At 72.9% G+C, this 26407-nt stretch carries 25 protein-coding genes; 3 read left to right on the plus strand and 22 right to left on the minus strand.

What is annotated here, in order from left to right:
* Nucleotides 1–109 precede the first annotated feature (109 nt).
* From ACZ4TR_RS11260 to ACZ4TR_RS11280, 5 genes are all read right to left on the minus strand, one after another.
* Nucleotides 110–973 (minus strand): spermidine synthase, encoded by an 864-nt coding sequence (locus ACZ4TR_RS11260; RefSeq protein ID WP_465286909.1) that lies wholly within the window; start codon nucleotides 971–973, stop codon nucleotides 110–112.
* Nucleotides 973–1332, minus strand: coding sequence for an adenosylmethionine decarboxylase (gene speD, locus ACZ4TR_RS11265; protein ID WP_465286910.1), 360 nt, complete (start codon nucleotides 1330–1332; stop codon nucleotides 973–975). The genes ACZ4TR_RS11260 and speD overlap by 1 nt, the downstream gene beginning before the upstream one ends.
* Nucleotides 1325–2470 (minus strand): type III PLP-dependent enzyme, encoded by a 1146-nt coding sequence (locus ACZ4TR_RS11270; RefSeq protein WP_465286911.1) that lies wholly within the window; start codon nucleotides 2468–2470, stop codon nucleotides 1325–1327. The genes speD and ACZ4TR_RS11270 overlap by 8 nt, the downstream gene beginning before the upstream one ends.
* A gap of 22 nt (nucleotides 2471–2492) precedes the next feature.
* The gene (locus ACZ4TR_RS11275) at nucleotides 2493–5042 is read right to left on the minus strand and encodes a glutaminase domain-containing protein (protein WP_465286912.1); all 2550 of its coding nucleotides are present in this window, start codon (nucleotides 5040–5042) and stop codon (nucleotides 2493–2495) included.
* A gap of 145 nt (nucleotides 5043–5187) precedes the next feature.
* Complete coding sequence (locus ACZ4TR_RS11280; RefSeq protein WP_465287346.1) at nucleotides 5188–5664, minus strand: MSMEG_6728 family protein; 477 nt, start codon at nucleotides 5662–5664, stop codon at nucleotides 5188–5190.
* 49 nt (nucleotides 5665–5713) lie between these two features.
* Between ACZ4TR_RS11280 and ACZ4TR_RS11285 the strand changes: the two genes are divergently transcribed.
* Complete coding sequence (locus ACZ4TR_RS11285) at nucleotides 5714–7312, plus strand: amidohydrolase (RefSeq protein ID WP_465286913.1); 1599 nt, start codon at nucleotides 5714–5716, stop codon at nucleotides 7310–7312.
* Here the strand turns inward: ACZ4TR_RS11285 and ACZ4TR_RS11290 are convergent.
* The 3 genes from ACZ4TR_RS11290 to ACZ4TR_RS11300 form a co-directional block, all read right to left on the minus strand.
* A complete protein-coding gene (locus ACZ4TR_RS11290; protein ID WP_465286915.1) occupies nucleotides 7281–7586 on the minus strand; it encodes a DUF1883 domain-containing protein in 306 nt (101 codons plus the stop codon). The two genes, ACZ4TR_RS11285 and ACZ4TR_RS11290, sit on opposite strands and share 32 nt — an antisense overlap.
* Before the next feature lie 97 nt (nucleotides 7587–7683).
* The gene (locus ACZ4TR_RS11295; protein WP_465286916.1) at nucleotides 7684–8415 is read right to left on the minus strand and encodes a hypothetical protein; all 732 of its coding nucleotides are present in this window, start codon (nucleotides 8413–8415) and stop codon (nucleotides 7684–7686) included.
* A gap of 516 nt (nucleotides 8416–8931) precedes the next feature.
* On the minus strand, nucleotides 8932–9420 hold the full coding sequence (locus tag ACZ4TR_RS11300) for a MarR family winged helix-turn-helix transcriptional regulator (RefSeq protein ID WP_465286918.1): 489 nt from the start codon (nucleotides 9418–9420) through the stop codon (nucleotides 8932–8934).
* Nucleotides 9421–9448: 28 nt separating this feature from the next.
* Between ACZ4TR_RS11300 and ACZ4TR_RS11305 the strand changes: the two genes are divergently transcribed.
* Complete coding sequence (locus tag ACZ4TR_RS11305; RefSeq protein ID WP_465286920.1) at nucleotides 9449–10894, plus strand: phenylacetate--CoA ligase family protein; 1446 nt, start codon at nucleotides 9449–9451, stop codon at nucleotides 10892–10894.
* Here the strand turns inward: ACZ4TR_RS11305 and ACZ4TR_RS11310 are convergent.
* Complete coding sequence (locus tag ACZ4TR_RS11310; protein WP_465286921.1) at nucleotides 10891–13461, minus strand: tetratricopeptide repeat protein; 2571 nt, start codon at nucleotides 13459–13461, stop codon at nucleotides 10891–10893. The two genes, ACZ4TR_RS11305 and ACZ4TR_RS11310, sit on opposite strands and share 4 nt — an antisense overlap.
* A 52-nt stretch (nucleotides 13462–13513) precedes the next feature.
* Nucleotides 13514–13822, minus strand: coding sequence for a DUF4326 domain-containing protein (locus tag ACZ4TR_RS11315; RefSeq protein WP_465286923.1), 309 nt, complete (start codon nucleotides 13820–13822; stop codon nucleotides 13514–13516).
* 238 nt (nucleotides 13823–14060) lie between these two features.
* Here ACZ4TR_RS11315 and ACZ4TR_RS11320 point away from each other — a divergent pair, with 238 nt between their 5' ends.
* Nucleotides 14061–14453 (plus strand): STAS domain-containing protein, encoded by a 393-nt coding sequence (locus tag ACZ4TR_RS11320; protein WP_465286925.1) that lies wholly within the window; start codon nucleotides 14061–14063, stop codon nucleotides 14451–14453.
* Nucleotides 14454–14457: 4 nt separating this feature from the next.
* On the opposite strand, the gene ACZ4TR_RS11325 is transcribed toward ACZ4TR_RS11320, so the two are convergent.
* The 12 genes from ACZ4TR_RS11325 to ACZ4TR_RS11380 form a co-directional block, all read right to left on the minus strand.
* The gene (locus ACZ4TR_RS11325; RefSeq protein ID WP_465286927.1) at nucleotides 14458–14835 is read right to left on the minus strand and encodes a response regulator; all 378 of its coding nucleotides are present in this window, start codon (nucleotides 14833–14835) and stop codon (nucleotides 14458–14460) included.
* Complete coding sequence (locus tag ACZ4TR_RS11330) at nucleotides 14832–16124, minus strand: sensor histidine kinase (RefSeq protein WP_465286928.1); 1293 nt, start codon at nucleotides 16122–16124, stop codon at nucleotides 14832–14834. The genes ACZ4TR_RS11325 and ACZ4TR_RS11330 overlap by 4 nt, the downstream gene beginning before the upstream one ends.
* 41 nt (nucleotides 16125–16165) lie before the next feature.
* Nucleotides 16166–16564, minus strand: a complete 399-nt coding sequence (locus ACZ4TR_RS11335; protein WP_465286929.1) for an ATP-binding protein — start codon at nucleotides 16562–16564, stop codon at nucleotides 16166–16168.
* Between the two features lie 70 nt (nucleotides 16565–16634).
* Nucleotides 16635–17279 (minus strand): response regulator transcription factor, encoded by a 645-nt coding sequence (locus ACZ4TR_RS11340; protein ID WP_465286931.1) that lies wholly within the window; start codon nucleotides 17277–17279, stop codon nucleotides 16635–16637.
* Between the two features lie 46 nt (nucleotides 17280–17325).
* Nucleotides 17326–17778 carry a DUF6292 family protein gene (locus ACZ4TR_RS11345; protein WP_465286932.1) on the minus strand — a complete coding sequence of 151 codons (453 nt, stop codon included), beginning with the start codon at nucleotides 17776–17778 and terminating at the stop codon, nucleotides 17326–17328.
* Nucleotides 17779–17837: 59 nt separating this feature from the next.
* Nucleotides 17838–18536 (minus strand): RraA family protein, encoded by a 699-nt coding sequence (locus ACZ4TR_RS11350; protein ID WP_364526801.1) that lies wholly within the window; start codon nucleotides 18534–18536, stop codon nucleotides 17838–17840.
* A gap of 9 nt (nucleotides 18537–18545) precedes the next feature.
* Nucleotides 18546–18875 carry a divalent-cation tolerance protein CutA gene (gene cutA, locus ACZ4TR_RS11355; RefSeq protein WP_465286934.1) on the minus strand — a complete coding sequence of 110 codons (330 nt, stop codon included), beginning with the start codon at nucleotides 18873–18875 and terminating at the stop codon, nucleotides 18546–18548.
* Nucleotides 18876–19097: 222 nt separating this feature from the next.
* The gene (locus ACZ4TR_RS11360) at nucleotides 19098–20654 is read right to left on the minus strand and encodes an Hsp70 family protein (protein WP_465286935.1); all 1557 of its coding nucleotides are present in this window, start codon (nucleotides 20652–20654) and stop codon (nucleotides 19098–19100) included.
* A gap of 1 nt (nucleotide 20655) precedes the next feature.
* Complete coding sequence (locus ACZ4TR_RS11365) at nucleotides 20656–21867, minus strand: hypothetical protein (protein WP_465286936.1); 1212 nt, start codon at nucleotides 21865–21867, stop codon at nucleotides 20656–20658.
* On the minus strand, nucleotides 21864–23339 hold the full coding sequence (locus ACZ4TR_RS11370; RefSeq protein WP_465286937.1) for a dynamin family protein: 1476 nt from the start codon (nucleotides 23337–23339) through the stop codon (nucleotides 21864–21866). The genes ACZ4TR_RS11365 and ACZ4TR_RS11370 overlap by 4 nt, the downstream gene beginning before the upstream one ends.
* Nucleotides 23336–25228 (minus strand): dynamin family protein, encoded by a 1893-nt coding sequence (locus ACZ4TR_RS11375; RefSeq protein ID WP_465287347.1) that lies wholly within the window; start codon nucleotides 25226–25228, stop codon nucleotides 23336–23338. The genes ACZ4TR_RS11370 and ACZ4TR_RS11375 overlap by 4 nt, the downstream gene beginning before the upstream one ends.
* Complete coding sequence (locus ACZ4TR_RS11380) at nucleotides 25225–26394, minus strand: glycoprotein (RefSeq protein WP_465286938.1); 1170 nt, start codon at nucleotides 26392–26394, stop codon at nucleotides 25225–25227. Before ACZ4TR_RS11380 ends, ACZ4TR_RS11375 begins: the two co-directional genes overlap by 4 nt.
* Nucleotides 26395–26407: the final 13 nt, after the last annotated feature.

The following is a 26407-nucleotide window of genomic DNA, read 5'->3' on the forward strand; positions in this document are numbered from 1 at the left end:
TCGCAACCTATTCGACGGCCACTGAACGGAGTAACACGACAACCCGATGTGCGGGAAATCCATTTCCCGCTATTTCACCCTGCCTTGGCGGGCATAACGAAATCGACGGTCAGGACTGGTTCGGACCAGTGTCGTGCCGGAGGGAGAACGGCGGGGTCGCGCCTGCGAGCAGGGCGTCGGCGTCCAGCGTCGAGGCCCGGCACCCCCGCTCCGCGAACCGCCGCGCCACCAGCGCACCCGGTTCGCCGACGCGGTCCGCGCGGCCGGAGAGGAAGGCCCACTCGTGCTCGTCGGAACCGAAGTACAGCACCGTCGGAAACACCTCGCGGAACCGCCGCCACGACGCGAGCAGCGTCTCGTTGCGCCACAGCGTCGGGCAGCCCGCCTGGCACGTCACCACCCCGCCCGGCGCCAGCACGCGCACGCAGCGGCCGAGGAAGTCCTTGCCGTACAAGCGGTTGTGCTGGGCGTCCGGGTCGGTGTTCTCGTCCGGCAGGTCGATGACGACGACGTCGTAGGTGTCGCCGCGTGCCTCGGCCGCGGCCAGGAACGCCCAGCCGTCCTCGAACGACACCCGGACCGGCCCGTCGCCGCGCGCGAGGTCCGCGGTCGTGTAGCCGTAGGGCAGGTGCTCGGCGCAGGCCCGCACCGCCTGCTCGTCGATGTCGACGTGGTCGACGTGCGCGGCCCCGGCGTCCACGGCCAGCTCCGAGGCCACGCCCTCGCTCGACCCGATGATCAGGACCCGCCGCACCTGCTCGGCCAGCAGCAGCGCGGGCACCATCAACGCCTCGTGGTAGACGAGCTGGCTGGCTTGGGTGCTCTGGCGTTCGCCGTCGCAGAACAGCGAAATCCCCTGCGCGGTCTTCCCGATCAGCACCTCCTGGAACGGCGTGCGCGCGCTGAACAGGACGTCGCCGACCTCCCAGACGCGGGTGAGGCCGGCGCCGACCGGTTCGTGGATCGTGGGCATCAGCGTTCTCCCCGGTGCAGGACGGACAGGTGGACCGAAGCGGCGTCCAGCGACTTCGCCAGCAACCGCAGCGCGTGCTCGGGGTCGGCGCGCTCGCCGCAGGTGAACACGTCGGCGAACAGCGACCCGTGCTCGGGGTACGTGTGGACGGACGCGTGCGACTCGGCCAGCAGCGCGATCACCGTGGCGCCCTGCGGGGCGAACCGCTTGGCCACGACGTCGACGACCGTCGCGCCCGCCTCGGTCACCGCCGCGCGCAGCAGCTCCCCCAGCCGAGTGGCGTCGTCGAGCAGCCCGGGGTCGATGCCGTGCAGCTCGGCCAGCACGTGCCGCCCGGTGAACCGGCCCACTTCAGGCATTCCCCCACCTCCCGACGCAGTAGGTGCGCAGCGGCTCGATGCCGTTGAACCCGACCGACGCGTAGCTCGCGGTGTAGGCCCCGGTGCCGGGCAGGTCGAGCCGGTCCCCGCTCCGCAGGGACAGCGGCAGTTCGTACGGCGTCCGCTGGTAGAGGACGTCGTCGCCGTCGCAGGTCGGCCCGGCGAGCACCACCGGGCCGGCCGGGCCGTCGTCGTGCGCCCCGACCGGCTCGAACCGGTAGGCGATCGCCTCGTTCTCCGCCTCGGCCAGGCCGTTGTAGCGGCCGATGTCCAGGTACACCCACCGCCGCTCGCCGCGGCGCGCGACCAGCACGACCTCGGTCCGCAGCAGGCCCGCGTCGGCGACGAGCACCCGGCCGGGCTCCAGCATCAGCTCGGGCCGGCGCCCGGGGAAGTACGTGCCGAGTGCCGTGGTGATCGTCGCCGCGTACGCGGCCAAGGGCGGGACGCCGGTCCGGTGCGTGGTCGCGAAGCCGCCACCCAGGTTGAGCCGCGTCATCGCGACTCCCTGTGCCTCCGCCTCGGCGAAGAGCTTCGCCGCCGTGGCGATCCCGATTTCCCACGCGGCGACGTCCGGCTGCTGCGACCCGACGTGGAACGCGATGCCGGGCCGCAGCCCGAGCGCGGCCGCGCGCAGCACGAGGTCCAGGGCTTCGGCCGGTTCGCAGCCGAACTTGCGGCCGAACGGCGTCACCGAGTCGGGTGCGTCGAGCACCACCCGGACGGACACCGCGGAGCCCGGCGCGTAGCGGCCCAGGTGGTCGACGTCGGCGGGCGAATCCGACGTGAATTCCCGGACCCCGCTCTCGAAGGCGAAGGCGATGTCGCGGGGCTTCTTGATCGGGTTGCCGTAGGCGAGGTCCGCCGGCGCCGCGCCGCGCCCGAGGCACAGCGCGAGCTCGGCGGGCCCGGCGACGTCGAAGCCGAGCCCGGCCGCCACCAGCGCGTCGAGCACCGGGGGCGCCGGGTTGGCCTTGACCGCGTACCGGATCAGCGCGCCCGGGAACGCCGAGCGGACCTCGCGCGCCCGGGCCGCGACGGCGTCGGTGTCGACGACGAGGCACGGGGTCGGCGGGTCCCGTTCCTCGAGGAACCGGCGAAGGGGGTCGGCGCACACGGCGCCAGTGTCGCAAACGGCGTCAGACGAACCGCCACAGGTGGTCCGGTGAGCCGTTGTCGTCCCACTGGGTCACCTGCGCACCGTCCGCGGTGGACTGCTGGTCGACCGCCATGACCTTGCCGCTGCGGACGTTGACCAGCTTGGACCAGCCGCCGCCGGCGTCGACGATCCGCCAGTCGTGGTCGGGGGTGCCGTTGTCCTGGTACTGCTGCACGTGGGCGCCGTTGTCGAGGCTCTGGTCGTGGACCGCCAGGACCTTGCCGCTGTTGCGGTTGACGATCCGGACGGTGCCGTCGCCGTTGTCGACCACGGCCCAGAGGTGGTCGGCCGTGCCGTTGTCCGACCACTGCGTGACCTCGGCCGTGTCGGCCAGGGACATGTTCGACACGGCGAGCACCTTGCCCGAGCGCTGGTTCTGCAGCTTGCGCCACACCGTCGCCGACGCCGCCGGGCGCGTCAGCAGGGCCAGGTAGCCGCCCGCGACCGGCCGGGCCTGGAAGCCGCGCTGGGTGGCGTCGGCGACGACGTACCAGTCGCTGAACGGCACCCGCTGCGGCGTCGTGTTCGCGTAGCTGTAGACGCCCTCGACCAGGGTGTTCCGGACGTTCGGCTGGTCGGTGAGCCAGGCCGCGGTCCACAGTTCCCAGTCGGCCTTCGTGTAGTTGTTGCGCGGGTCGAGCAGGACGCCGTGGGCGCCGGCGCGGCCCTGGTACCAGGCGGCCTCCTGCGCCGCGACGCCGAGCGGGACCAGGTCGAGGCCGAGCACGCGGTCGGCGAAGCCGTTGTACTTCAGGCTCCACGTGCCCGGCTGGTCGTAGGCGAGCTTGAGGTGCTGGTTCGACGCATCCTGCGCCAGGGTCACCCACTGGCTGACGTAGCCGCGGGAGGTCGACCGGTAGCGCTGGACGTCGGCCGCGTTGCCGGTGGCGGCGGCGATGATCCCCATCGCGCCGACGCCGATGATGCCCTTGAGCGCGAGGTTGGCGCTGTGCGCGATGAAGCCGGTGAAGTCGTCGGTCTGGTTCTGGAAGCCGGGGTCCAGGGTGTTGCCGACCAGGTACTCGGCCCACTGCCGCAGGATCCGGTAGTGGGTGGTGGCGAACGCGCTCGCCTCCGCCGCGGGCAGCCGCTGCACCAGGGCGGCGGCCATGATCAGCAGGTTGGCCGACTCCTCGACCGGCATGCTCTCCTCGTTGCCGTCGTTGTGCCCGGTCGCGTCCGGGTAGTGCGTCCCGAGGTCGTGCTCGGCGAACGGCATCGGCCAGCCGCCTCGCTCGGCGTAGTCGAGCAGCGGCTCCAGGATCAGCCGCAGGTAGGCCGGCGACAGGTAGAGGTAGGCGGGGAACGCCGGGTAGGTGACGTCCACTGTGGACATGTTGCCGTTGGAGGAGATCTCCTTGAGGAAGCCCCACGGCGCGCCGCCGCGGTCGACGAGCTCGGTACCGCCGAAGGCCTGACGCAGGGCCAGTGCGCAGATCCCGGCGTAGTGCTCGCCGGTGGTCCCGCCGCCGGCCGCGGCGACGGCGTCGTCGTGCAGGCGCTGGTCGATCGCGGTCGCGGCGCTCAGCGCGCTCGCGTAGTCGTTGGCGAACCAGACCGCCATGTCCTGCCAGCTGCCCCAGTAGTGCGTCCACCAGGGGCGCAGTTCGGTGCCGAGGTAGCGGACGGCGGGCGTCCGGACGTGCCCGATCGACAGCGTGAACGGGGTCGATGAGCCGCCGGCCGGGATCGTGCCGAGGTTCTTGTTGAAGGCCAGCACCGGCCAGCGGTCGTTGATCGCGCGCGGCTGGGCGGTGTCGCTGGTGTTCGGCAGGGAGCCTTGCCCGGCCGACGCGGCGCGCACGACGGTGTCCTGCCCGATCTGCCAGCTGACGCCGGCCGTCGGCGCGGCGAGCACGAGCGAGCCCCAGCTCGCCTGGTCGCCGTTCTCCTGCAGGACGCCCGGGCTCGCCGGGGTGCAGCTCAGGAGGGTGTAGCCACCCGACTGCTGCTGCGTCCAGGTGACCGGCGTCGCGGTGTTGCCGTGCACCCACTCGGCGGAGGTGTCGAAGTGCAGGTCGACGGCGTGCGCCCGGCCGTCGGCGCTGGCGGCCTGGATCGTCACGTAGCCGAAGGGCACGCACTGGCGCTGCAGGTTCGCCGGGTCGACCGGCGAGAAGAAGGTGACGGTGAGGTTCACGCCGCCACCGGTGAGCACGTAGGTCGAGCGCGTGCCGGTGACCTGCAGGCTGACCTGCGTCATCGGGGTGAGCGCGGGCCCGGACGGCAGCGCGGGCGACCCGGCGAGGACGTACGCGGCGCCGTCGATGCGGGCGAGGCCGCAGAGGGCGGTGACGTGCCCGGTCCAGAAGCTCGACCAGGTGCCCGCGAGGGTGTCGGCGGGTTGCCAGGTGGACAGGTACGGCGAGCGGACGATCAGGGGGGTCGCGGGCGGCCGGATCGGGCTGAAGGTGCCCGCGGCGGCGGCCGTTCCGGGCAGCCACAGCGCCGCGGCCACGGCGGCGGCCGTGCCTCCGGCGAGCCGGAGCAGGTCCCGGCGGGTGAGGTGAGCGCGTTCTCGGGAGGACATCGGTGGCCCCTTCCACGGCGTGCGAGCCGGCGTGGGACAACTTTTACATCGTTGGTACAACGTTGTAAATCCGCCGTTGGTCGGTGCGTGATGTTCTTGCGGACCACTGGAGACGCAGGTCCGGTGCGGGTTTTCGGGTGAAGCGTCAGCCGGCGCGGCGGGGGCGGTCGGAGGGCGGCCAGACGTACGGCAGGTCCGGCGGAACGTCCGGGAACTGCCTGGCGTAGTGGCCGGGGTCCTTCCGCACCAGCGCCGACTGGTGGCTGCGGTGCAGTGCCTCGTCGCCCAGCCAGGGCGGGAGGTCGCCGGTGGCCGCGAGTTCGTCCTGCGTGCGAACGGCCGTTCGCCCGATCGCGGCCGTGAACTCATCGGTGAGCTTCACCGCGCACGTGTCCGCCGCGCCCAGCGCGCACCACACCGCGCAGACCTCGAGGCCGTAGCGGGTCAACGCCTCCTCGTACCCCGTCCACATCTTCGCCGCCGGGTGGTGGCGCCAGCCGTAGCCCGGCACCACCAGCGCGCGCAGCACCTGGAGCGTCTCCACGCGCTGCTTGCCGAGCCGGCGGCGGTCGAGCGTGCGGGCGCTGGCGGCGAAGTCGGCACAGGGCAGGAACGTCTGCATCCCGGCCGGGTACCCCACGCGCGCCCGGCAATGCGGGAAGATCGAGGACATGCACGCCGACCTCGTCTTCACCCGCGGCCCCGTGCTCACCCCTGGCGGCCGGGCCGGGTTCGCGGCCGTCCGCGGCGATCGGATCGTGGCCGTCGGCGACGATCCGGGCCCGCTGATCGGCCCGCGCACCGAGATCGTCGACCTTCACGGCCGCCTGCTGCTGCCCGGCTTCCAGGACGCGCACGTGCACGCCGTCGGCGGCGGCGTCGAACTCGGCCGCTGCGACCTCACCGGCGCCGGCACCATCGTGAGCTGCCTCGACGCCGTCGCCACGTACGCCAGGGCGAACCCGCGGCTCGGGTGGCTCGTCGGCGGCGGCTGGTCCCTCGACACCTTCGCGGGAGGTCTCCCCCACCGCACGCTGCTCGACGCCGTCGTGGCGGACAGACCGGTCGTGCTGGTCAACCGCGACCACCACGGCGTGTGGCTGAACAGCGCCGCGCTCGAGCGCGCCGGGATCACCGCGGACTCGCCGGACCCGCCCGACGGCCGCATCGAGCGTGACGCCGACGGCGCCACCGGCGTCCTGCACGAAGGCGCGATGGACCTCGTCACGCGGCTGCTGCCGCCGGTCAGCGAGACCGACGAGCTCGCCGGCCTGCTGCGGGCGCAACGGCTGCTGCATTCGCTCGGCGTCACCGCCTGGCAGGACCCGCTGCTCGGCGAGTACGCCGGCATGCCCGACCCGTCGCGCGCGTACGCCACCGCGTCCGGCCGCGGCCTGCTGACCGCCCGGGTCACCGGCGCGCTCTGGTGGGACCGCACCCGCGGCGCCGACCAGCTCCCCGAGCTGGTGGAGCGCCGGGAATCGTTGCGCACCGGCGGTTTCCGCGCCGGCACCGTCAAGATCATGCTCGACGGCGTCGCCGAGAACCACACGGCGGCGCTGCTCGGCCCCTACCGCGGCACCGGCCACGGTGGACTGAGCTTCGTCGCCCCGGCGGCACTGCGCGAGTACGTCACGCTCCTGGACGCGCACGGCTTCCAGGTGCACTTCCACGCGCTCGGCGACCGCGCGGTGCGGGACGCGCTCGACGCCCTCGAAGCCGCGCGCGCCGCCAACGGCGTGACCGGTCACCGGCACCACCTGGCGCACCTGCAGGTGGTGCACCCCGACGACGTCCCGCGCTTCCGGCGGCTCGACGCGACCGCGACGATCCAGCCGCTGTGGGCCGTGCACGAACCTCAGATGGACGAACTGACCATCCCCTTCCTCGGTGCCGAACGGGCGTCGTGGCAGTACCCGTTCGGTGCCCTGCTGCGGTCCGGGGCCACCCTGGCCGCCGGGAGCGACTGGCCGGTGAGCAGCCCCGACCCACTGCAGGGCATCCACGTGGCGGTGAACCGGATCCCGTACGGCGAGGACGTGCCCGCGTTCCTGCCCGGGCAGCGGATCGACCTGGCCGCGGCGATCGCCGCGTACACGGCGGGCTCGGCCTACGTCAACCACCTCGACGACACGGGCACGATCCGGCCCGGTCACCGCGCCGACCTCGTGGTGCTCGACCGCGACCCCTTCGCGGGCCTCGACCGGGAGATCGGGGCCGCGAAGGTCGCGATGACGTTCACCGGGGGCCGGTGCGTCCACGAGCCATGACGGCCGGCTCCGGCTCGACGCTCACCCGCGGGCGCAGGGGCAGGTTGTCCAGCCCCTCGACGTCGAGCACCAGGAACCAGTGCGCGTTGGCCGGGATGTGGATCTTGAACATCGGTGCGGTGGCCACCCCGCCGTGCATCCGGTAGTACTGCCGGCGCTGGTAGGCCCGGAAGTTGACTTCCGTCAGGAGCCTGACGTTGGCCATCGCCTCCAGCCGGATGGTGACCACCGCGTCTCTTCGCAGCTTTCCGAGGTCGAACACGTTCGCTTCCATTACGCCCCTCAATCACGCGTGGATGGTGCTTCTGGCTTGTCGCGGGCAGCGCGGATCGCGCCGCGGAAACGCGACGGGCGGAAAGTCGGGGACGGGATCAGCCGGGGCCGGTGCCCGGTTCGCAGGCCCGCCAGAGCGGGAGGAAGTCCCCGTGCGACGGCGTGAACGCGTGAGTGGCACGCGGGCCGTGATCGGGGGTGAGGAAGGCCGGCGGGATGGTGGGGGCGGGCCCGCAGGCGGCATCGTCCGGAGCCGGGGAGCGCGGCGCCGGGGCGTTGCCCGGGTGGCGGACCGGCTGCGACGGAGTGGCCTGGCGGGCTGGGTGCCCCCGGTGCGTCCGGTGGGCCTCGCGCGGGGTCGCGACGGTGGGTCCGGTCGCGGGACTCGGCCGGTCGTACGTCCGGTCCGGCGCGGTCAGCAGGGCTGCGGCGTGGTGCGTGATCGGGACGGTTTCCCGTTGTGGCGGCGCGGATTTCGCTTGGCGGGCCTGCCGGATCAGCGGTTTGGTGGAGGTATCCGGAGTGGACGGTGCGGCACCTTGGCTCCCCGGCGCGACGATCGGCTCGACCACGGGGGCCAGGGTGTCGCCGATGGGCTCGGTCACCGGGGACAGGACGTCGGTGACGGGTTCCACCGTGGAACCGACGGAGTCGGTCACGGGCGCGACGGTGTCCAGGACCGGTTCGAGCACGGGATCGACGACCGGTGCGACGGCGCCCACGACCTGCGAGACCGGCTCGAGAACGGGTTCGACGACGGGCGCGGCCGCCCGCACTACCTGCGAGACCGGCTCGACCACTGGCGCGGCCGCCCGCACAACCTGCGTCACCGGCTCAACTGTCGGGGCAGCAGCACGCATTACCTGCGATACGGGCTCAGCCACCGGCGCGGCAGCCCGCACCACTTGCGACACCGGCTCTACCCCGCCAGCCACCGGAGCCACCACACCGGCCGCAGCGCCAGACTCGTCCTTCGGCGCTTGACCCGCCCCACCCGGCGGCCCTCCGAGCACTCCGGCCACCACCTCGCCGATCGGGTTCGCCTCGCGCGTCGCGGCTTGGGCGTGGCCCGACAACCACCACGACACCAGCCACAGCGCGGCCACCGCTCCGGCCAGCAACAGCACACGCCGGGCCGCGGTTGTCGCGTCACCCTTGTCGCGAGCCCTGGCCACGGTCGGCGAACCTCCAGAATGCGGATGCAGGTCTGGGACGTACCCTCCAACGCCCGTCCCCACACGCTCGCTACGCACCGTCTGCCGCGACCACTCGACCGGCCTAGTTCTTTCGCGTAAGCAAGCTGGGCCAAGCCGCCAGGTGGGCGAAACCGGTAGCCCAGTCGCGGATCAGGCCTCTTGGGAGCGTCGCTGCGAAGACAGCGCGCCCAGCGCCAGGACGCCGTGCTGGAGTCCCTCGCGGAACGTCGCGCGCTGGCCCGGGCCGAGGTCGGCGAGCAGCGCGTCCTCCACCTCCGCCACGGCCGGTGCGCAGTCGGCCAGCAGGCGGTGCCCGGTCTCGGTCAGGCCGGCCAGCAGCACGCGCCGGTTGTCCGGCTTGGGCGTACGCGCGATGAGCCCGCGCTTCTCCAGCGCCAGCACCATCTCGTGCATCGTCTGCGGCCGCAGGAACGAGCGCCGCGCCAGCTGCGCCGACGACAGCGCGCCGCTGGCTTCCAGCACCGTCAGGGCGGTGTACTGCAACGTCGTGAGCCCGAGCGGCCGCAGCGCGTCGTCGAGCAGCGCCCTGATCACCAGCTCGAGCCGTTTGACCAGGTAGAGGGTCAACGGCGGGCTAGCGGGCTGCTGCTCCGCGGAGGTGCTCACGCCGCTCATCATGACACGCGCCCGCGGCTATGCTCCGATCATGGACCTCGGTCGGCAGACCCGCGTGCGGCAGGCGTTCGACACCTTCTTCGGCCCGCCCGAACCTTCGTCCGAAACCCACGTCCTCGACCTCTTCCGCCGCACCGCCGAGACCGTACCCGCGTATCGGAAGTTCCTGCGGGAGCACGGGATCGCCCCGGAAACCGTCGTGACCATGGCCGACTTCCGGAAGCTGCCACTCCTCGACAAGGCCGGCTACCACCGCAAGTACCCGCTGCCCGAGCTGTGCCGCGGCGGGACGTTCGCGGGCAACGACATGATCGCCGTCTCCTCCGGCTCCAGCGGCCACCCGACGATCTGGCCGCGCGCGCTCGAGGACGAGCTGCACGTCGCGCGCCGGTTCGAAACCGTGCTCGTGGACGCGTTCGAGGCCGACCGGCGCAGCACCCTCGCCGTCGTCTGCTTCCCGCTCGGCACCTGGGTCGGCGGCCTCTTCACCACCGCGTGCGTGCGCCACCTCGCGGCCAAGGGCTGCCCGATCACCGTCGTGGCGCCGGGCAACGCCAAGGCGGAGATCCTGCGCGTGCTCCCCGAGCTCGCGCCGCACTTCGAGCAGGTGGTGCTGCTGGGCTACCCGCCGTTCGTCAAGGACGTCGTCGACACCGGCCTCGCCGAAGGCGTCGACTGGCCCGCGTACGCGGTCAAGCTGGTGCTGGCCGGCGAAGTCTTCAGCGAGCAGTGGCGCGAGCTCGTGGCCCGGCGGGCCGGGATCGCCGACCCGGTCCGGGACATCGCGTCGCTGTACGGCACGGCCGACGCGGGCGTCCTCGGCACCGAAACCCCGCTGTCGGCGGGCATCCGCCGGTTCTTCGCCGGCCGCCCGGACCTGGCCCGCGAGGTCTTCGGCGACGCGCGCCTCCCGACGCTCGTGCAGTACGACCCGGCGAGCCGCTTCTTCGAGGAGCACGAGGGCACGCTCGTCTTCACCGGCGACGGCGGAATCCCGTTGATCCGCTACCACATCGCCGACGACGGCGGCCTCCTGCCGCACGCCGGCCTGCTGGACATCTGCGCCCGCCACGGCTTCGCGCCGCCGCCCGGGCCGGAGCTGCCGTTCGTGTACGTGTTCGGCCGGTCGCTGTTCACGGTGTCGTTCTTCGGCGCGAACGTCTACCCGGAGAACGTCACCGTGGGCCTGGAGCAGCCGGGGATCAGCGACACGGTGACGGGCAAGTTCGTCATCGAGTCGGTGGAGGACGCCGACCACGACCGCCGGCTGCGGATCACGGTCGAGACGGCACCGGGCGCGACCGCCGACGCGAGCCGGATCGCCGAGTCGGTGCGCGAGCAGCTGAAGAGGCTCAACAGCGAGTTCGCGCACTACGTCCCCGCCGAGCGGCAGCTGCCGGACGTCGTCGTGCGCCCGGCCGGCGATCCGGAGTACTTCCCGGTCGGGGTGAAGCACCGCTACACGCGGCGGTCCTAGGCCCGGAGGAGCTTCCGGAACCGCTCACGCCGCTCGTCGGCGGAGGAGCCGTCCGCGACGTCGTCGTCGAACCACGCGGACAGGGCCGTCCACAACTCCGCGCGGGCCGCGAAGCCGTCTTCCGCCACCAGGGAGTGCTCGAGCTCGGCGATGTCGGCGGCCAGCCGGTCGAGGCGCTGGTCGCACTGGCGGACGTATTCGCGGACCACCACGTTCGGGTCCAGGCCCGTCTTCACGCGCCGGCCCGCTGCGCCGCGCAGCTGGGCGTGCAGCCGTTCCTCGCAGTACAGCGGGAATCCCGTGATCGACCCCGGGTAGCCCGAGTCGGCCGACCACGCGCGGAACGCGCAGATCGCCTGGTACCGCGTGTACCAGTCCTGTTTGCCGGTCGCGAGCTCGGTCAGCTTGCGCCAGGCGTCGCGGTCGGCCGCGCGCCAGCGGTCGAGCGTCCGGCCGTCCGGGCCCTCGCCGGTGTCGAGGGCGCGGGCGCGCCAGAAGTGCGCGCGGCAGGCGGCGATCTCCCCGACGAGCTGCCGGACGTAGCTGACCTGCTCCCAGACGTGGGCGCGCTGCGGCCGCAGCGGCGCGGCGCGGTCCGGCGAGAACGTGACCATCTCGAAGACCCGGAACAGCTCGTGCCCGCGCAGCGCGACGAGGTCGGGGTCCTCCCCCATCACCCACGACCGGCGCTCGGACAGCCGGCCGCTGTGGCTGATCGTCGCGGCGTGGTAGAGCTCGCGGACCGCGCGGCGGGCCACCTCGTCACGCGCTGGGCCCACGAGACGCGGGTTGCGCGCGCGGTCGCGGAGGTCGCGTTCGCCGCGCGGGCCGACCTCGAGCATCGCTACGGCATACACGCTCGCCGCGTTGTAGCACTCCTCCCACGACCTGCGGGAGCCCTGGGCTTCGACGGTCTCGTCGATCGCCCGCGGGTCCGGCGGCCAGCGGCGGTCGGGGCAGACGTCGGCGAGCCGCACGCGGCTGCCCGGGTACGCGACCGCGGGCGCGGGGACCGCGCCGGTCACCGGCTCGACGTCGGCCATCGCGCGCCGCACCACCGCCCAGACCAGCGACAGGTCGAGCGCGCGGTTCGTCAGCTGCTGCCAGGTGCTGCGCCAGCGCCGGCCGAACCGCCGGTAGTCCGCGACGAGCCGTTCGATCTCGTACTGCGACAACGCGCAGAAGTACGAGCGCATCTCGGCGGCCCGCTGGTTGTACTCGGCCAGCTGCGCCGGCGTCGCGTCCTGGACGACCAGCTCGTCGACCGGCACCTTCAGCACGCGGCGATGCAGCTCGAGCCGCTTCTCCGGCGGGATCGCGTACGGCCGGACCCGCACGTCGAGGTCGACGTACCGGCGGAACCGCAGCTCCAGCGCCACCCTCAGCTCGGCTCGGCGCAGCGCCCGCGCGTCGCCGGGTGCGCCCGCCGTCGTGCGCCGCACCCACCACGAGCCGGCCACGGAGTCGCCGTGGCCGAGCACGAGCGCGTGCCGGTAGCGGGCGATCAGCAGCGCGACGGCCCGCCCGCGGCCCGCGTGCCGCGGCTGGCGCGCGAAGTCCGGGCCGATCCACCACCGCGCCAGCTTCGGGTGGCCCCGGCTGCAGACGGTGATCACGTCGTCGTAGGTGGCGAGCGCGTCGAGGTGCAGGTCGAGCTGCTCCTGCAGGGCGGCGATCTCCAGTCTGATGTAGACGTTCGACGGATCGAGGCTGACCGCGCGGTAGTACTCGGCGAGGGCTTCGTCGTAGCGGCGGTGGACGATGAAGTGGTTGGCCCGCTGGTAGGCGTCGAACAGCTCGTACGGGATCTTCGCGCCCCGCCAGGCGGCCCAGTGGATGTTCGTGCGGACGTAGGCGCTGCGCGGGATGACCAGCGCGGCGACCGCGTTCGCCGCGCGGTGCAGCACGCGCGGCCAGTTCTCGTCCTCGATCACCAGCGGGCTGGCCGCGAACCGAGGGACGCGGACGAGCTCCAGGATGAGCTGGTAGCGGCCGGTGGTGTTGCCCGGCCGGACGGTGCCGGTGACGGTGAACGCGGCGGGCGGCTGGGCGAGCCGGACCAGCTTGGTGGCGGCCTTCCACCAGCCTTCCACCGAGTCGCCGGCGTGCTCGACGATCTGGATGAAGTCGTAGGAGCTGCTCGCACCCGGCACCGGCGTCGGCGTGTAGAGCCGGGACTCGTTGAGGATCCGCTTGAACGCGGCGGTCAGCTCGACGGCGGAGTCGATCTCGCGGTCGTGGCTGCCGTCGGGACGCTCGTCGGCGAAGAGGCGGATGTCGATCTGGTTGGCGCGGAAGGCGGCGGCCTCCAGCCGGGCCCGGCCGACGAAGTACAGCGTCAGCACCGCGGAGATGACGACGACGGACGTCTGCAGCACGGTCCAGGTGACGACGGTCGCGACCTTCGGGTCGCGGACGAACGTCCAGCCCTGGAAGAACGGCAGGTACGGCACGACGGCGAAGCCGGCCGCGACGAGCCCGGCCGTCATCGCGGCCAGCCACCACCTGATCCGGTGAGCCGCCGGGAGTTCAGCCTGATCGAAGCCGCCGTGACGTCGCGCGGGCACCACCGATCACCCCCTCGTGTCGCCAGGTTACTCGCGGAGGGGGTGCGATTCGTTACGGGCCGTGATCCGCGATTTCGGCGATCACCTGGGCGTGGCAGAGCTCGGGGACGCACCAGCACCCGAGCCGCTTCCCGCGCAGGCCGGGCAGGAGGGCGAGCAGGTCCGGCCGGGACAGCAGGTGCTCGCGGTACCGGGCGAGGACCTCTTCGCGGGAGCCGTCCTTGCCGGGCCTGAACGGGCTGGCGAGCTTCGATCCCGCGAGGTGCCAGCCACCCCGGTGCACGGCGCGCCCGACGTAGACGACGTCGGCGTAGTCCGGGTCGTCGCGGTGGCCCTTGAGGTTGACGACGGTGGTGGACACGGATGCTCCTTCCTCGCCGCCGGCGTGGCGGTGCCGGCGCGGGGCCGCCGGCGGACCACTCGACCGGACGGCCCCGGTGGTCGGGTTAGTACAGATGCACTATGGTGAAGATTCACGGTTGAGCCGTCAGCCGCTGCCGGACGTTCCGCGCCCGGGCGGCAGGCTGCGCCCACCGGCCCACCACCCTTCCGCCTTCGTCCGGCCCGCCACCGCTGCCCGACGAAAGGGTGTGCCCGCGATGGTTCCCGAACCTCGCTCGGCCGACCACGAGCTCATCACCGCCGGCCGCATCGGCGTCGGCGGTCACCTGTCCCTGCACGTCACGCGCCCCACCCCGCGCACCGTGCTCGTCCGGGTGGCCGGCGAGGTCGACCTGAACACCGCTCGCCGACTCGACGAAGTCCTGCGTTCGCGCATCCGCGGCCCGGTCGGCGAGGTCGTCATCGACCTCACCGACGTCACGTTCTTCTCCGTCGCCGGGCTGAACTCGCTGCTGCGCGCCCAGCTCCTCGCCGACGCCGCCGGCGCCCGCCTGACGGTGGACCCCGGCGGGTCGCGGGCCGTGCGGCGGCTGTTCACGTTGCTGCCGATGGACTTCTACGGGGTGATCAGCCCCCGGCCGGTCGGCTGACCGGTCACGCGGGCTGCTGTCCCAGCCGCCGGACGGCTTCGACGATCTTCGTGTTGGGCACGCCCTTCACGAGGTATTCGGTGACGCCGGCCGCGGCCAGCCCGGCCATCGACACCCGGTCGGCGTAGGCCGAGAAGGCCAGGATGGCGGTGTCCGGGCTGCACCGGGCGATCTCGCGCGCCGCCCGGGCCCCGCCGCCGCCCGGCATCCGGACGTCGAGGACCGCGACCGCGGGGCGGTGGTGCTCGGCGAGCCGGATCGCCTCGTCCGCGTCGCGGGCGACCGCCACGACGGCGATGTCGGGCTCCTCGTCGAGGACCTCCTTGAGGACGGCGCGGATCATCTCGTCGTCGTCGGAGATCAGCACGCGCACCTCGGTCACGGTTCGAGTCCCGTCGCGTCGGGCAGCATCGGCAGCCAGAATTCGACGGTCGTGCCGCGGCCGGGCGTGCTCGTCACCGACAGCCAGCCGTTCGCCGCTTCGGCCCGCTCGTGCATCTCGACCAGGCCGAAGTGGCCGGCCCCGGCGTCCTCCTCCGCTGTGCCGGCGCCGTCGTCGGTGATCCGCACGAGCATCCCGTTGTCCACTGTGGACAAGTGCAGGTCGATCCGGGTGGCGCGGGCGTGCTTGTGGACGTTGCTGAGCGCTTCCTGGCAGATCCGGTACCCGGTGATCGCCGCGGCGGCCGACGGCTCGGTGGTCAGCTCGTCGCGCACCGAGTGCGCGAGCCCCCAGCGGCCCGCGACCTCGTCGAGGTAGGCGGAGACGGCCTCGACCAGGCCGTGCCGGTCCAGCTCCGGCGGCCGGAGCCGGGACACCAGGCCCCGCAGCCTGCCGATGGCGGCCTGCACCGATTCGTCGAGCCCCGCGACGGCGCTCGCGTGCGGCTCCGGCAGCCGGGAGGCGAGCAGCTGCAGGCGCATGCCGACGGCGACCATGGACTGGATCGACTCGTCGTGGACGTCCCAGGCGATCCGGCGCCGTTCGATCTCCTGCGCTTCGACGAGGTGGCCGACGAGCCGGCGGCGATCGCGCAGGGCCTGCTCGGCGTTGCGGCGCTCGGTCATGTCGCGGGTGACCTTGCCGAAGCCCTGGAGCCGGTGCCGGTCGTCGAACAACGCCGTGATCACGACGTTCGCCCAGAAGCGCGTGCCGTCCTTGCGGACCCGCCAGCCCTCGTCTTCGAGACGTCCGTTCGCCACCGCGGTTTCCAGCTCCCGCGCCGGCTTGCCCGCCGCCACGTCCTCCGGCGGGTAGAACATCGAGAAGTGCCGTCCGATGGCCTCCGCCGCCGACCAGCCCTTGATGCGTTCCGCACCGGCGTTCCAGCTCGAGATGTGCCCGCCCCGGTCCAACATGAAGATCCCGTAGTCCTGCACGCTCTGCACCAGCAGCCGGAACCGCTCTTCGCTCTCCCGCAACGCTTCCTCGGCGGCGATCCCCGGTGGTTCCGGCACCGGGTCGCACAGGACCGCCTCGAACCCCTGCGGCCGCTGCTGCGGATCGAACACCGGCGTGAGCACGACGCCCGCGCGCAAGCGCCCGAGAAGCGCCCCGAAGGGCCGGCCGACGGCTTCGGCCGCCGACCACCCGGTGAGTCGGCCGGCCTCGGCGGTGCAGCTCACCACCCGGCCTTCGGCATCCAGCATCACGAGCGCGCGGTCGTCCATGCGGCAACTGTGCCGGACGCGCGCCCGCCCGGCACGGCGCGTCAGCCGGCGAGCTCGGCCGACGGTGCGGACAACGCGCACCAGACCACCTTTCCCAGGCCGTGGCGCGCGGTCCCCCAGGCCAGGGACAGGCGCTCGACGAGGGCCAGGCCCCAGCCGCCGTCGGCACCCGGTGGCCGCCGCACGGGTGGCGCCGGGTCGTCGTCGAAGACCTCGATGCGGACGTGCCCGGCGCCGGCGCTCAGCCGGAGGACCGGGTGGCCGGAGCCGTGCTGCAGGGCGTTGGTCGCGAGCTCGGTGACGATCAGCAGGGCGTCGTCGACGACGGTGCCGCAGGCCCAGGCCGTCAGGGTGAGCCGGGCGAACCGGCGCACGGCGGCCAGGCCGCCCGCCGGATCGGTCAGGCGGCACTCCGCGACGAGCGGTGCCGGGACGTCCACGCGTCCAGCCTGCCGGGCGGCGCCCCGGCACACGAGATGCAAACCGGGCCGCCCGGCTGATGCAGGTGCATCAGCCGAGGAGGCCCTCCCGGCGCGCGACGGCGACCGCTTCGAGCTTCGAGCGCGCGCCGAGCTTCTCCAGCACCCGCTGGACGTGGTTGCGCGTGGTGTTGCGGGAGACGCCGAGCCGCGCGCCGATCTCCTCGGTGGTGGCGCCCTCCGCGAGCAGGTCGAGAGTCTCCCGCTCGCGCGCGGTCAGCTCCGCGCCGCGCGGCCGCCGGCCGGTGAGCCGGTCGAACATTTCGGGCAGCAGCTCCGGGTCGAAGACCACGCCGCCCGCGGCGACGTCGCGCACCGCCGACTCCAGCACGCCGAGCCGCGACGACTTGAGCAGCAGCCCGGCTCCCCCCGCCTTCGCGACCTGCACGGCGATCGACGGCGTCGCGTCGCCGGTCAGCACCAGCACGCGCGCGCCGCCTTCACCCAGCTCCGCGATGACACCGAGGGCGTCGCCGTCGGCGAGGCGCCGGTCCAGCACCACGACGTCCGGTTCGTGCTCGCGCGCGTCGGCGACGGCTTCCGCGCGGGAGGAGGCCCGGCCGACCACGGTGATCCCGTCGGCGCGGTCGAGGGCCAGCTGCAGCGCCTCCGCCACCATGTCGTGGTCCTCCACCAGGAGGACGCGGACGGGCTTCGGGGCATCGGCACTGCTCACGGGGTTCCCTCGCTGGACGGATCGCTGCCGGCCCATCCTAAGCGCGTCACCACGCCGGAGAACTCGCCCGTAGCAGTCCTTCGGGCCCGGTCACCGGCAGCAGCTCGAGGAGATCCTCGTGCCGGCCGGGCGCCCGCAGCACCGGCGGGCGTGACGGGCCGCCGACCGGCAGCAGCTCGACGAACCTCGCGACCGCCCGCGGCGGCGGCACGACTTCGGGCCCGCCGAGGTAGGCCAGCACTTCCGGCCCGTCGCCGGTCGCGGACTCGGCCACCGCCGACCAGCCGTGCACCTCGTCCCAGATCAGCGCCAGGTCGTGGCCGGGCCGGCCCGCGAGTGCGCGGTCGAGGGCGAGGTAGCCGGAGGTGGGCACGTCGAGGTCGAGGGAACACGACTCGAACCCGACGCCGAGGGCGCGGGCGACCCGGGCGAGGTAGGCCCGCAGACCGCGGGTGAAGTGGTATTCGATGTCCCGGCCGAAGTCGTTCAGGATGGTCATGTTCTGCCTCCCACGCCGTCCTCGGGATACCCTTTTCGGCTGAACATCACACTTTCGGGTTACTCCTCGATCGCGCCGCCGACGGCCCGCAGGTGCGCGCGGAACGTCCGGCCCGGGTCCGCCTCGCGTGCGGCGAGGAACTCGGCGAAGCGAACCTGCTCGCGCAGCGGTTCGCCGGCCCGGATCCGCTCGGCCTGGCGGCGTTCGGTGTCGCGGATGCCTTCGGCGAGGGTGAACAGCTCGTCCGCGCGGTCCAGCGGGAGGAAGACGACGCCGTCGTCGTCGCCGGCGACCAGGTCCGAGGGGCCGATCCGCCAGGTGCCGACGATCGCTTCGGCGAGCCCGCCGTCGATGCGCGGGCCCAGGCTCAGCGGGCCGGTGGGGATCGAGCCGAGGCTGAAGACCGGCAGCCCGATCGCGCGGATGTCGGCGGTGTCGCGGTGCAGGCCCCAGATCACGACCCCGGCGAGCCCGGCCGCGCGCGCCTCGAGGACGACGAGGTCGCCGACGCAGCTTTCGTCGAGCCGGCCGCCGTTGTCGACCACGAGCACCCCGCCGGGGCCGGCGTGCTCGAAGGCCTCCAGGAAGACGTCGACGCTGCCGACGTGCCGGGCCGGGACCGCCGGCCCGAGCAGGCGGCTGCCGGGCACCACCGCGCGCGTCGGCGCCGGGGCGCAGCGCACCGGCAGGCCGGCGCGGATGCACGCGTCGGCGAGGTGGGCGGTGGTGAGGGTGGCGAAGCGCGTTCCGAGATCCATGCCTCGCAGCTAACCACCGTTTTGGACTTCGGTGGTCACCCAGGCGAGGTAGTCCGCACTGCCGCCTTCGATCGGGGTCGCGCCGACCTCGGGCAGGTCGTAGGCGTGCAGCTGCCGGATCCGCTCGGTCAGCGCGGCCACCCGGGCGGCGGTCGTCTTGATCTCGACGCGCCACTCCTGGTCGGTCCGCACCTCGCCTTCCCAGCGGTAGACGCTGGTCACCGGCCCGACGACCTGCGCACAGGCGCCCAGCCGTTCTTCGATCACCTGCGCGGCCAGCGCCCGGGCCGCGGTCTCGGAGTCGGTCGTGGACGTCACGATCACGTGCTCTGCCACCATGCGGCGAGATTACCGGCGGTGCGGGAGATGCATTCTTCCCGCGCCGAGCAGCGGCCCGGGCCTCGAACCGCATCCGCCGCCGACCCGACCCCGGCACCCGGCAGCCCGTTCCCGCCCGCGGCGCGGCACCAGGTCGGCCCCGGCCCTGCGGCTGCCCACTTCTCCGCGACCCGGCACCGAGCCTGGTCCGGCGGACCCCTTGCTCTGCCGGGACCTCTCACCTCACGTCGTCGGCTTCGTGGTCGTGGTCGTCGGGGTGGTGGTCGTCGTCGGGGTGGTCGTGCGGGTCGGCGAGGTCGTCCTCGGCGGGGTCTTGCGCCGGGTCGTCGCCGGGTTCGTGCGGGGGGCCGCCTGGGTCGCGTGTGTCGTCTCCGGGGCCTCCGGGGACGGCAACGTCACCAGCGTCGGCGTCTCGGCCGCCGAACTCGTCGCCGGGGGCGTGCTGCCCGCCGGGGCGCCGCCCGAACTCGCGACCGCCACCGCCACCCCGCCGATCGCCACCACCGCCACCGCGCACAACCCCACCACGACCCCGCGGCGCGAGGCCCGCCTACCCGGGGTGGCCTCGGACTTGGCCCGCCCCAGCGACGGCGGCGGTGCGCCCGCGCCGAACCCGGTTGTCGCCAGCTCCTTCGTCTCCTCGCGCGGCGCCGGCACGCGCGGCACCGCGGGCGGTGGCGGAGGGACCGGCTGCGAACGCGTCGCCTGGACCAGCCCCGACCGGCCCGATGCCAGCGCCGCGGCGCCGAGTGCGACCCCGTACTTCGGGTGGATGTCGACCGCCGTCGGGCGGCCGAGCTCCGCCGACACCAGCTGGGACACCAGCGGGATCCGCGACGAGCCGCCGACCAGCAGCACCGCCCCGAGGTCGGCCGGCCGGAGGTTCGCCGAGCGCAGCGCGCGGTGCAGCGAGCCGATCGTCGCCGTGATCGACGGGCTGATCATCTCCTCCAACTCACCGCGGGTCAGCCGCACCTCCGTCTGCACCGACGGCAGCAGCACCGGCACCGCCGTCTCGGTGTCGGCCGACAGTGCCTCCTTCGCCAGCACGCACTCTTGGCGCAACCGCACGACCGCGGCCACCGCCCCCGCGTCGTCCGGGTCGATCTGCGACAGCTTCCCGTCGAGCGCCCGGTCGACGTGCCCGAACACCGCTTCGTCGAAGTCGACGCCGCCGAGGCCCTCGATGCCCTCCGGCGTGCCGAGGATCTCGAAGCCGTTGCCGCGCTTGCGCAGCACCGTCGCGTCGAACGTGCCGCCGCCGAGGTCGTACACCGCGACGACCGCGCCGTCGTCCAATCTCTCTTGAGCGGCATAGTGCGCCGCCGCCGCTTCGGGCTCGGTGATCAGGCCGACGCGGTCGATCCCGGTCAGTCGCGGCACCTGCTCGAACAGCTCCCGCTTGTACGGCCCCCAGTTCGCCGGGTGCGTCAGCGTGATCCGGTCCGGCCGGCCGCCCTGCTGCCCGGCCACCGTCCGCACCACGTAGCCGAGCAGGTGCGCCATCAGCGACGCCACCGAGTGCGGCGCGCCACCGAGCAGCACGGGCGTCGGGTCACCCAGGCGCCGCTTGAACTCCCGCGCCACCCGGTCCGGCTCGACGGCCGCGCGCCGGCTCGCCGCGTCCCCGACCAGCACGCCGCCGTCGGCCCGCAGCAACACCACCGACGGGATGGCCGCCGTGCGGTCGCCGAGCGACACCATTTCGACGTGGCCGGCACTGTCGACGGCGGCGGCCGTGAAGGTCGTGCCGAGGTCGATGCCCAGTCCATAGCCCATGTCAGCCTCCGCCGCCGGTGTGCGCGTGATCGAAAGTCGGGTGCTCGTCCGGAACCCGGTCCGGTTCCCCGTCCTGCGTGTGGTGCTCTTCGTGCTCTTCGTTCAGCGGCGGACCGGGTGGTTCCGGCGGCGGCTCGTGGTGCGGATCGGGTGGTGACTCCAAGGGCGGTTCGTGGTGCCGCGGCGGCTCGAACGGGTGCTCTTGCTCCGCGGGGTGCGGCCGGGTGCCCGTGACCTCGCCGGCGTCGTGGTGCACCGGTTCGCGGTCGGTGGCGAAACTGTGCTTCACCACCGGGTGCTCGGCGAGCGAGTTCGACGCCGCCAGCGTCGCCGTCGACTCGACCGCGATCGGCTGCGGCGCCGGTGTGTCCATTGTGGACGGCTGACGGCCGAACGTCACGACCGGCGGCGACGGTGTCCCGGGCAGCGACGGCGCCGGCGCGGTGACCTGCGCGGTCACCGTGGCGCCGCGGCCCTTGTCGGCGATCACCTCGGTCTGGTGGATCGTCGGCCCGGCCGGCTCGCCGAACGGGTCGTCGGCCCGGGCCTGCTGGTCCACGGTGACCCCGACGTCGATGCCGGGCGGCCCGGTTTCGGCCTCGTCGAGGATGACCGTCTCCTCCTGGAACACCTCGATGTCACCGTGCCCCGGCGCGTCCGGGGTGAGCTCGTAGGTCAGCGACCCCTGGTGCTCCACGGTGATCGTCCCGTCCGGGTTCTCGTGGATGACGATGTCGGCGTCCTGGACGATGTCGATGTCCGTGTCGCCCGGCGTCCCGTCCCCGGGCACGACGACGTGCTGGTGGTCGGTGTACACCTCGTCGCGGCCGTGGTTGTGCACCACGAACCGCTCGGTCGCGTCGATGATGAAGTTGCCGAACTCGTCTTCGTGGACTTCGATCTGCTCGAACTCCTCGACGGTCGGCAGGTCCGTCAGCGGCAGGCCGTCGGCGGTCTCCGGGTGCCAGACCGTGCCGGTCTGCGCCTCGACGTGGCCGTCCTCGCCCCGGGTGACGGTGCTGGTCTCGACCTCGGGCACGTACTCGTGGGCGGAGACGTCGTGCGGAGTCTCCGCGGCGGCCGGTTCCGGCTGAGGCGGCGGTGCCGACGCACCGGGCGATCCGGGCGTGAGCGCGTTGCCCGCCACCTCCGACGCGACGGCGCCGGCGACGGCCGCGGCCGTCCGCTTGATCTTCTTCGGCAGCTCGTTCACGACAGGACCTCCGCCCTGGCTTCGCTGAGCAGCATTCCTTCGCAGGTGCGCACCAGCACGCGGGCGGCGTCGCGGACGTCGCGCGGGGACGCGGGGTGCTCGGCGCGCCGCTGCCACCTCAGCAGCTGCGCGCCGAGTGCCTGCCGGACCGCGGCGCGGCCCGCGTTGCCCGGCAGGTCCAGGCGGCTCGCCGCGTCCACCCCGGCCGCGCCGAGCAGCCGTTCCGCGTCGCGGGCCTCGTCGGAGGTGAAGAGCACGACGCCGAGCCGGATGGAGTCGATCAGCTGGATCTCGGCGAACTCGTGCGCCCCCGCGACGATCCGCTCCCATTCGTGCAGCAGCCCGCCGGTGCGGTCCGGGTAGGCGCGCAGCACCAGTTCCGCCGCCTGCAGCGCCGAACGCGCCTTGAGCACGTCGGCCCGCGCGGCGAACTGGGTGGTCAGCAGGGAGCGCAGCCGGTGCAGGCCGCTGCGGGCCAGCAGCTCGCCCGACAGCGCCCGGGCGCCGGTCACCAGGCCGTCGCGCGTCAGCTCGACCGCCAGCCGGACGCCGAACAGGCCGTACCGGGCCAGCAGCTCGGCGCGCTCGGGTGCCGGAATGTCCACTTCGGACTCCGCGCGGGCGAGCCGGTCGGCCGACGTCAGCAACCGGGCGACCTCCGCTTCCGGTGCGGCGGCCAGCAGCCGGAACGCGCGGTACTCGGACTCCTTCAGCGACGCGGCGGAGCTGGCCAGCAGGCCGGCCACCGGGACCACGGTCTGGCAGAGCCCGCGGACGCGGGAGTCGCGGGCGTAGCGGTCGGCGATCTTCGCGGCCGAGTCGAGCGCGTCGGTCCGGGCGTGCCCGACCTCGTCGGCCCGCGAGAGCACGCCGATGGTGTTCACCGGGCGCCGCTGCGCCGGGTCGTCGTGGAAGGCGTCGAGGAACCGGACGTCGTCGCCGTGGACGTGGCGCATCAGGTACACCACGGCGTCCGCGGTGCCGACTCCGTCGCCTTCGGGGACCAGCGCCGCTTCGGTGCGGCCGGACACCTCCGAGCGCACCGAACCCAGCCCGGGCGTGTCGATCAGGGTCATCACCCGCAGCGCGGGCGACGGCCAGTCGACGACCAGCCGGTCGACGTCGCCGGGCGCCATGCCGAGCTCGAGGCCGAGGGTGCCGGACAGGCGCCCGAACGGCAGCTGGCGCGGCATCCCGCGGACCGGGTGCAGCATGATCCGGTAGGTCGGGCCGTTGCGGTACCAGGTGACGACGCGGGTGCACTCCCCCGCGTCCGTCGCCGCGAGCTCCTGGCCGACGAGCGCGTTGAGCAGGGTGGACTTGCCCGCCTTGACCCGGCCGGCGATGGCGACGCGCAGCGGTTCGGCCAGCCGGCCGGCGATCCGGCGCAGCTGCGGCTCGGCGGGGGTGCCGGCGTACCCGGCGCACGCGCGGGCGACGAACCCGCGGACCTGGACGTAGAGCGGGGTCATCGCGTCACCGCCGGGACGGGCGCGGGCGCGGCTTTGGAGGCGCTGCGCAGGGTGAGTTCGTCGGCGCGGCGGCCGAGCACTTCGAGGGCTTCGATGTCGGCCTCCAGGCGTTTCAGCTCGCCCGCCTCGGCGTCGTCGTCGACGACCGCCTTCTTCGCGTTCGCCAGCGCTTCGGTGAGGGACCGCTGCAGTTCCTCGACGCGCGCGCTGTAGGCGTCACGGAGTTCTCTTTGGACGATCCGCATCGCGTCACGGGAGTCCTTGCCGACCTGGAGGTTGAACTCGTCGACGAACCGGCGCACCGCCGTCTTGGCCAAGCCGCGGCGCTTTTCCAGCTGCCGCTTGCGTTCGTCCATGAAGCCGGAGCGGCCCATCAGCAGGCCGGCCGCGACCCCGAACGGCGTCGGGATGGCCAGCGCGGCCATCTTCGTGAGCATGGAGAACATCAGGAAGCCGCTGTAGGCCTTCTGGAACGCGGCCATCCCCGTGGAACCGCGGGTCTTGACGCCGGTGAACGACGAATCGATGTCGATTTCCTCGACGACCTGGACCGGCGCCTGCACCTCGCGCGGCAGCACGGCCTGGGATTCGGCGAGCTCGAAGTGCTCGGCCACGCGCGTCGCGATTTCGCGGGCCTGCTTGATGAAGGTCGCGTAGTTCTCGAGCGTCTCGTTCGCGAGGCGCTGGCGCAGCCATTTCTCGAAATCGGCCCAGTTCTTGGCGGGGTCGCCTTCTTCGATGGCCTCTTCGGCCTCGTGCAGCACACCGCGGGAGCGGGCGCGCAGGTCGTAGTCCACATCGGACGAGATGTCGGCGAAGCCGTCGAAGAGCAGCTGCTGCCACTTCGCGGACTGGCTGCGCAGCGCGTCGACGCGGTCGTTGACCCGGGTCAGTTCCGCGACGAGCTCGGCGGACTGCTCGGGGTGGGCGAGCGAGGTACGGCGGGCGCGCAGGGCCGCGTTGAGCTGGCCGACCGCGGACCCGACGTGCAGGCCGACGGCGTTGAGCGCCGAGCGTTCGGCGTCGCCGACCACGCCCTGCAGGCACTTGACCAGCTGGGGGAACCCGGATTCGACGTTCAGCTCCTGGTCGGCCGAGCGCGCCGCGACGGTGCGCAGCTCCGAGGAGACGGCGACGGTGTCGATGGCGATCCCGCACGCGGCGAGGTGGCCGGCGTTGAGCTCGAGGATGCGCCGCCACTGCGGGTAGAGGTCGATCTTGGTGAGGACGAAGAAGACGCTCGGGCAGAGTTCCTTCACCGTCCGCAGGAACCGCAGCTCGGCGGCGGTGAGTTCTTGGGAGGCGTCGGAGAGGAAGAGGACGGCGTGCGCTCGCGGCAGCGAGCTGACCGTGACGGCGTTGTGCAGCGAGCCGAGGCCGCCGACGCCGGGGGTGTCGACCAGCACCAGCCCGCCGGAGAGCAGCTGGCGGCTGATCGACGCGGTGACGGACTTGAGCTTCCGGACGTTGCCCGGGTTCCCGGCTTCGCTGACGTGGGTCGGCAGGTCATCGAGCGAGATCCGCTCGGTCCACGGCGGTGACGACGGATCGGCCGGCTCGTAGGTCGCCAGAGCCCCGGACTCCGGCGCGAACCGGACGACCGTCGGCACCGCGGTCGCGATGTCGTCGTCGACCGGGCAGATCTTCGCGGTCAGCAGGGCGTTGACGAGCGAACTCTTACCCTGCTTGAACTCCCCGACGACGTAGACGGTGACGTCGGGCTCGGACAGCAGGCGCCGGGCGTCGGTGAGGCGCTGGACGAGATCGTCCCGTCCGTAGGCCTTCGCCCCCTTGACCGCGAGGTCGAGGGGTGTCGAGGGCGATGTGCCCCCCGCCGCTCGGCTCCTGCATGACCGCTCCTCAGTGCTCTCTTGCCTGCGCCGGCTCAGTAGTGGTCGACGTCGTGCTGGTGGTGATCGGCGTCGTGGTCGTGGTGGTGCCCGCCGCCGTGGTGGTGCTCGCGCTCGTGGCCGTGGTGCTCGGTGGACGCCTGCTCGTTGAACTGGTTTCCGCCGTGGTGGCCGCTCGCGCCCTGTTCGTTCTGGAAGATGTTGCCGTGGCCGCCCGTGGAGGCCTGCTCGTTGAACTGGTTGCCGCCGTGGCCACCGGCGCCTTGCTCGTTCTGGAAGATGTTGCCGTGGCCGCCGGTCGAGGCCTGCTCGTTGAACTGGTTGCCGCCGTGGCCGCCCGAGCCCTGCTGGTTCTGGAAGATGCTCCCGCTGCCGCCCGTGGACGCCTGCTCGTTGAACTGGTTGCCACCGTGGCCACCGGAACCCTGCTCGTTCTGGAAGATGCTCCCGCTGCCGCCCGTGGACGCCTGCTCGTTGAACTGGTTCCCACCGTGGCCACCGGAACCCTGCTCGTTCTGGAAGATGTTGCCGTGGCCGCCCGTGGACGCCTGCTCGTTGAACTGGTTCCCACCGTGGCCACCCGAGCCCTGCTCGTTCTGGAAGATGTCTCCCACGCCGCCGCCGGTCGAGGCCTGCTCGTTGAACTGGTTCCCACCGTGGCCACCGGAACCCTGCTCGTTCTGGAAGATGTCTCCCACGCCGCCGCCGGTCGAGGCCTGCTCGTTGAACTGGTTCCCACCGTGGCCACCCGAGCCCTGCTCGTTCTGGAACACGTCACCGTGGTGGCCGGCGGACGCCTGCTCGTTGAACTGGCTGCCGCCGCGGCCGGAGCCCTGCTCGTTCTGGAAGATGTCGCCGCCGCGGCCGCCCGTGGAGGCCTGCTCGTTGAACTGGTTGTCCCCCGAACCACCCGAGCCCTGTTCGTTCTGGAAGATGTCGCCACGGCCGCCGCCGGTCGAGGCCTGCTCGTTGAACTGGTTCCCACCGTGGCCACCGGAACCCTGCTGGTTCTGGAAGATGTCGCCACCGCCGCCACCCGTCGAAGCCTGCTCGTTGAACTGATTCCCGCCGTGGCCACCGGACCCCTGCTCGTTCTGGAAAATGTTCCCCGAACCCCCGGTCGAGGCCTGCTCGTTGAACTGATTCCCGCCCGAACCACCGGCACCCTGCTCGTTCTGGAAAACGTCGCCCGATGAAGTCGTCATCCTGTGCACTCCT

The organism is Amycolatopsis sp. NPDC028719, from assembly GCF_055565395.1.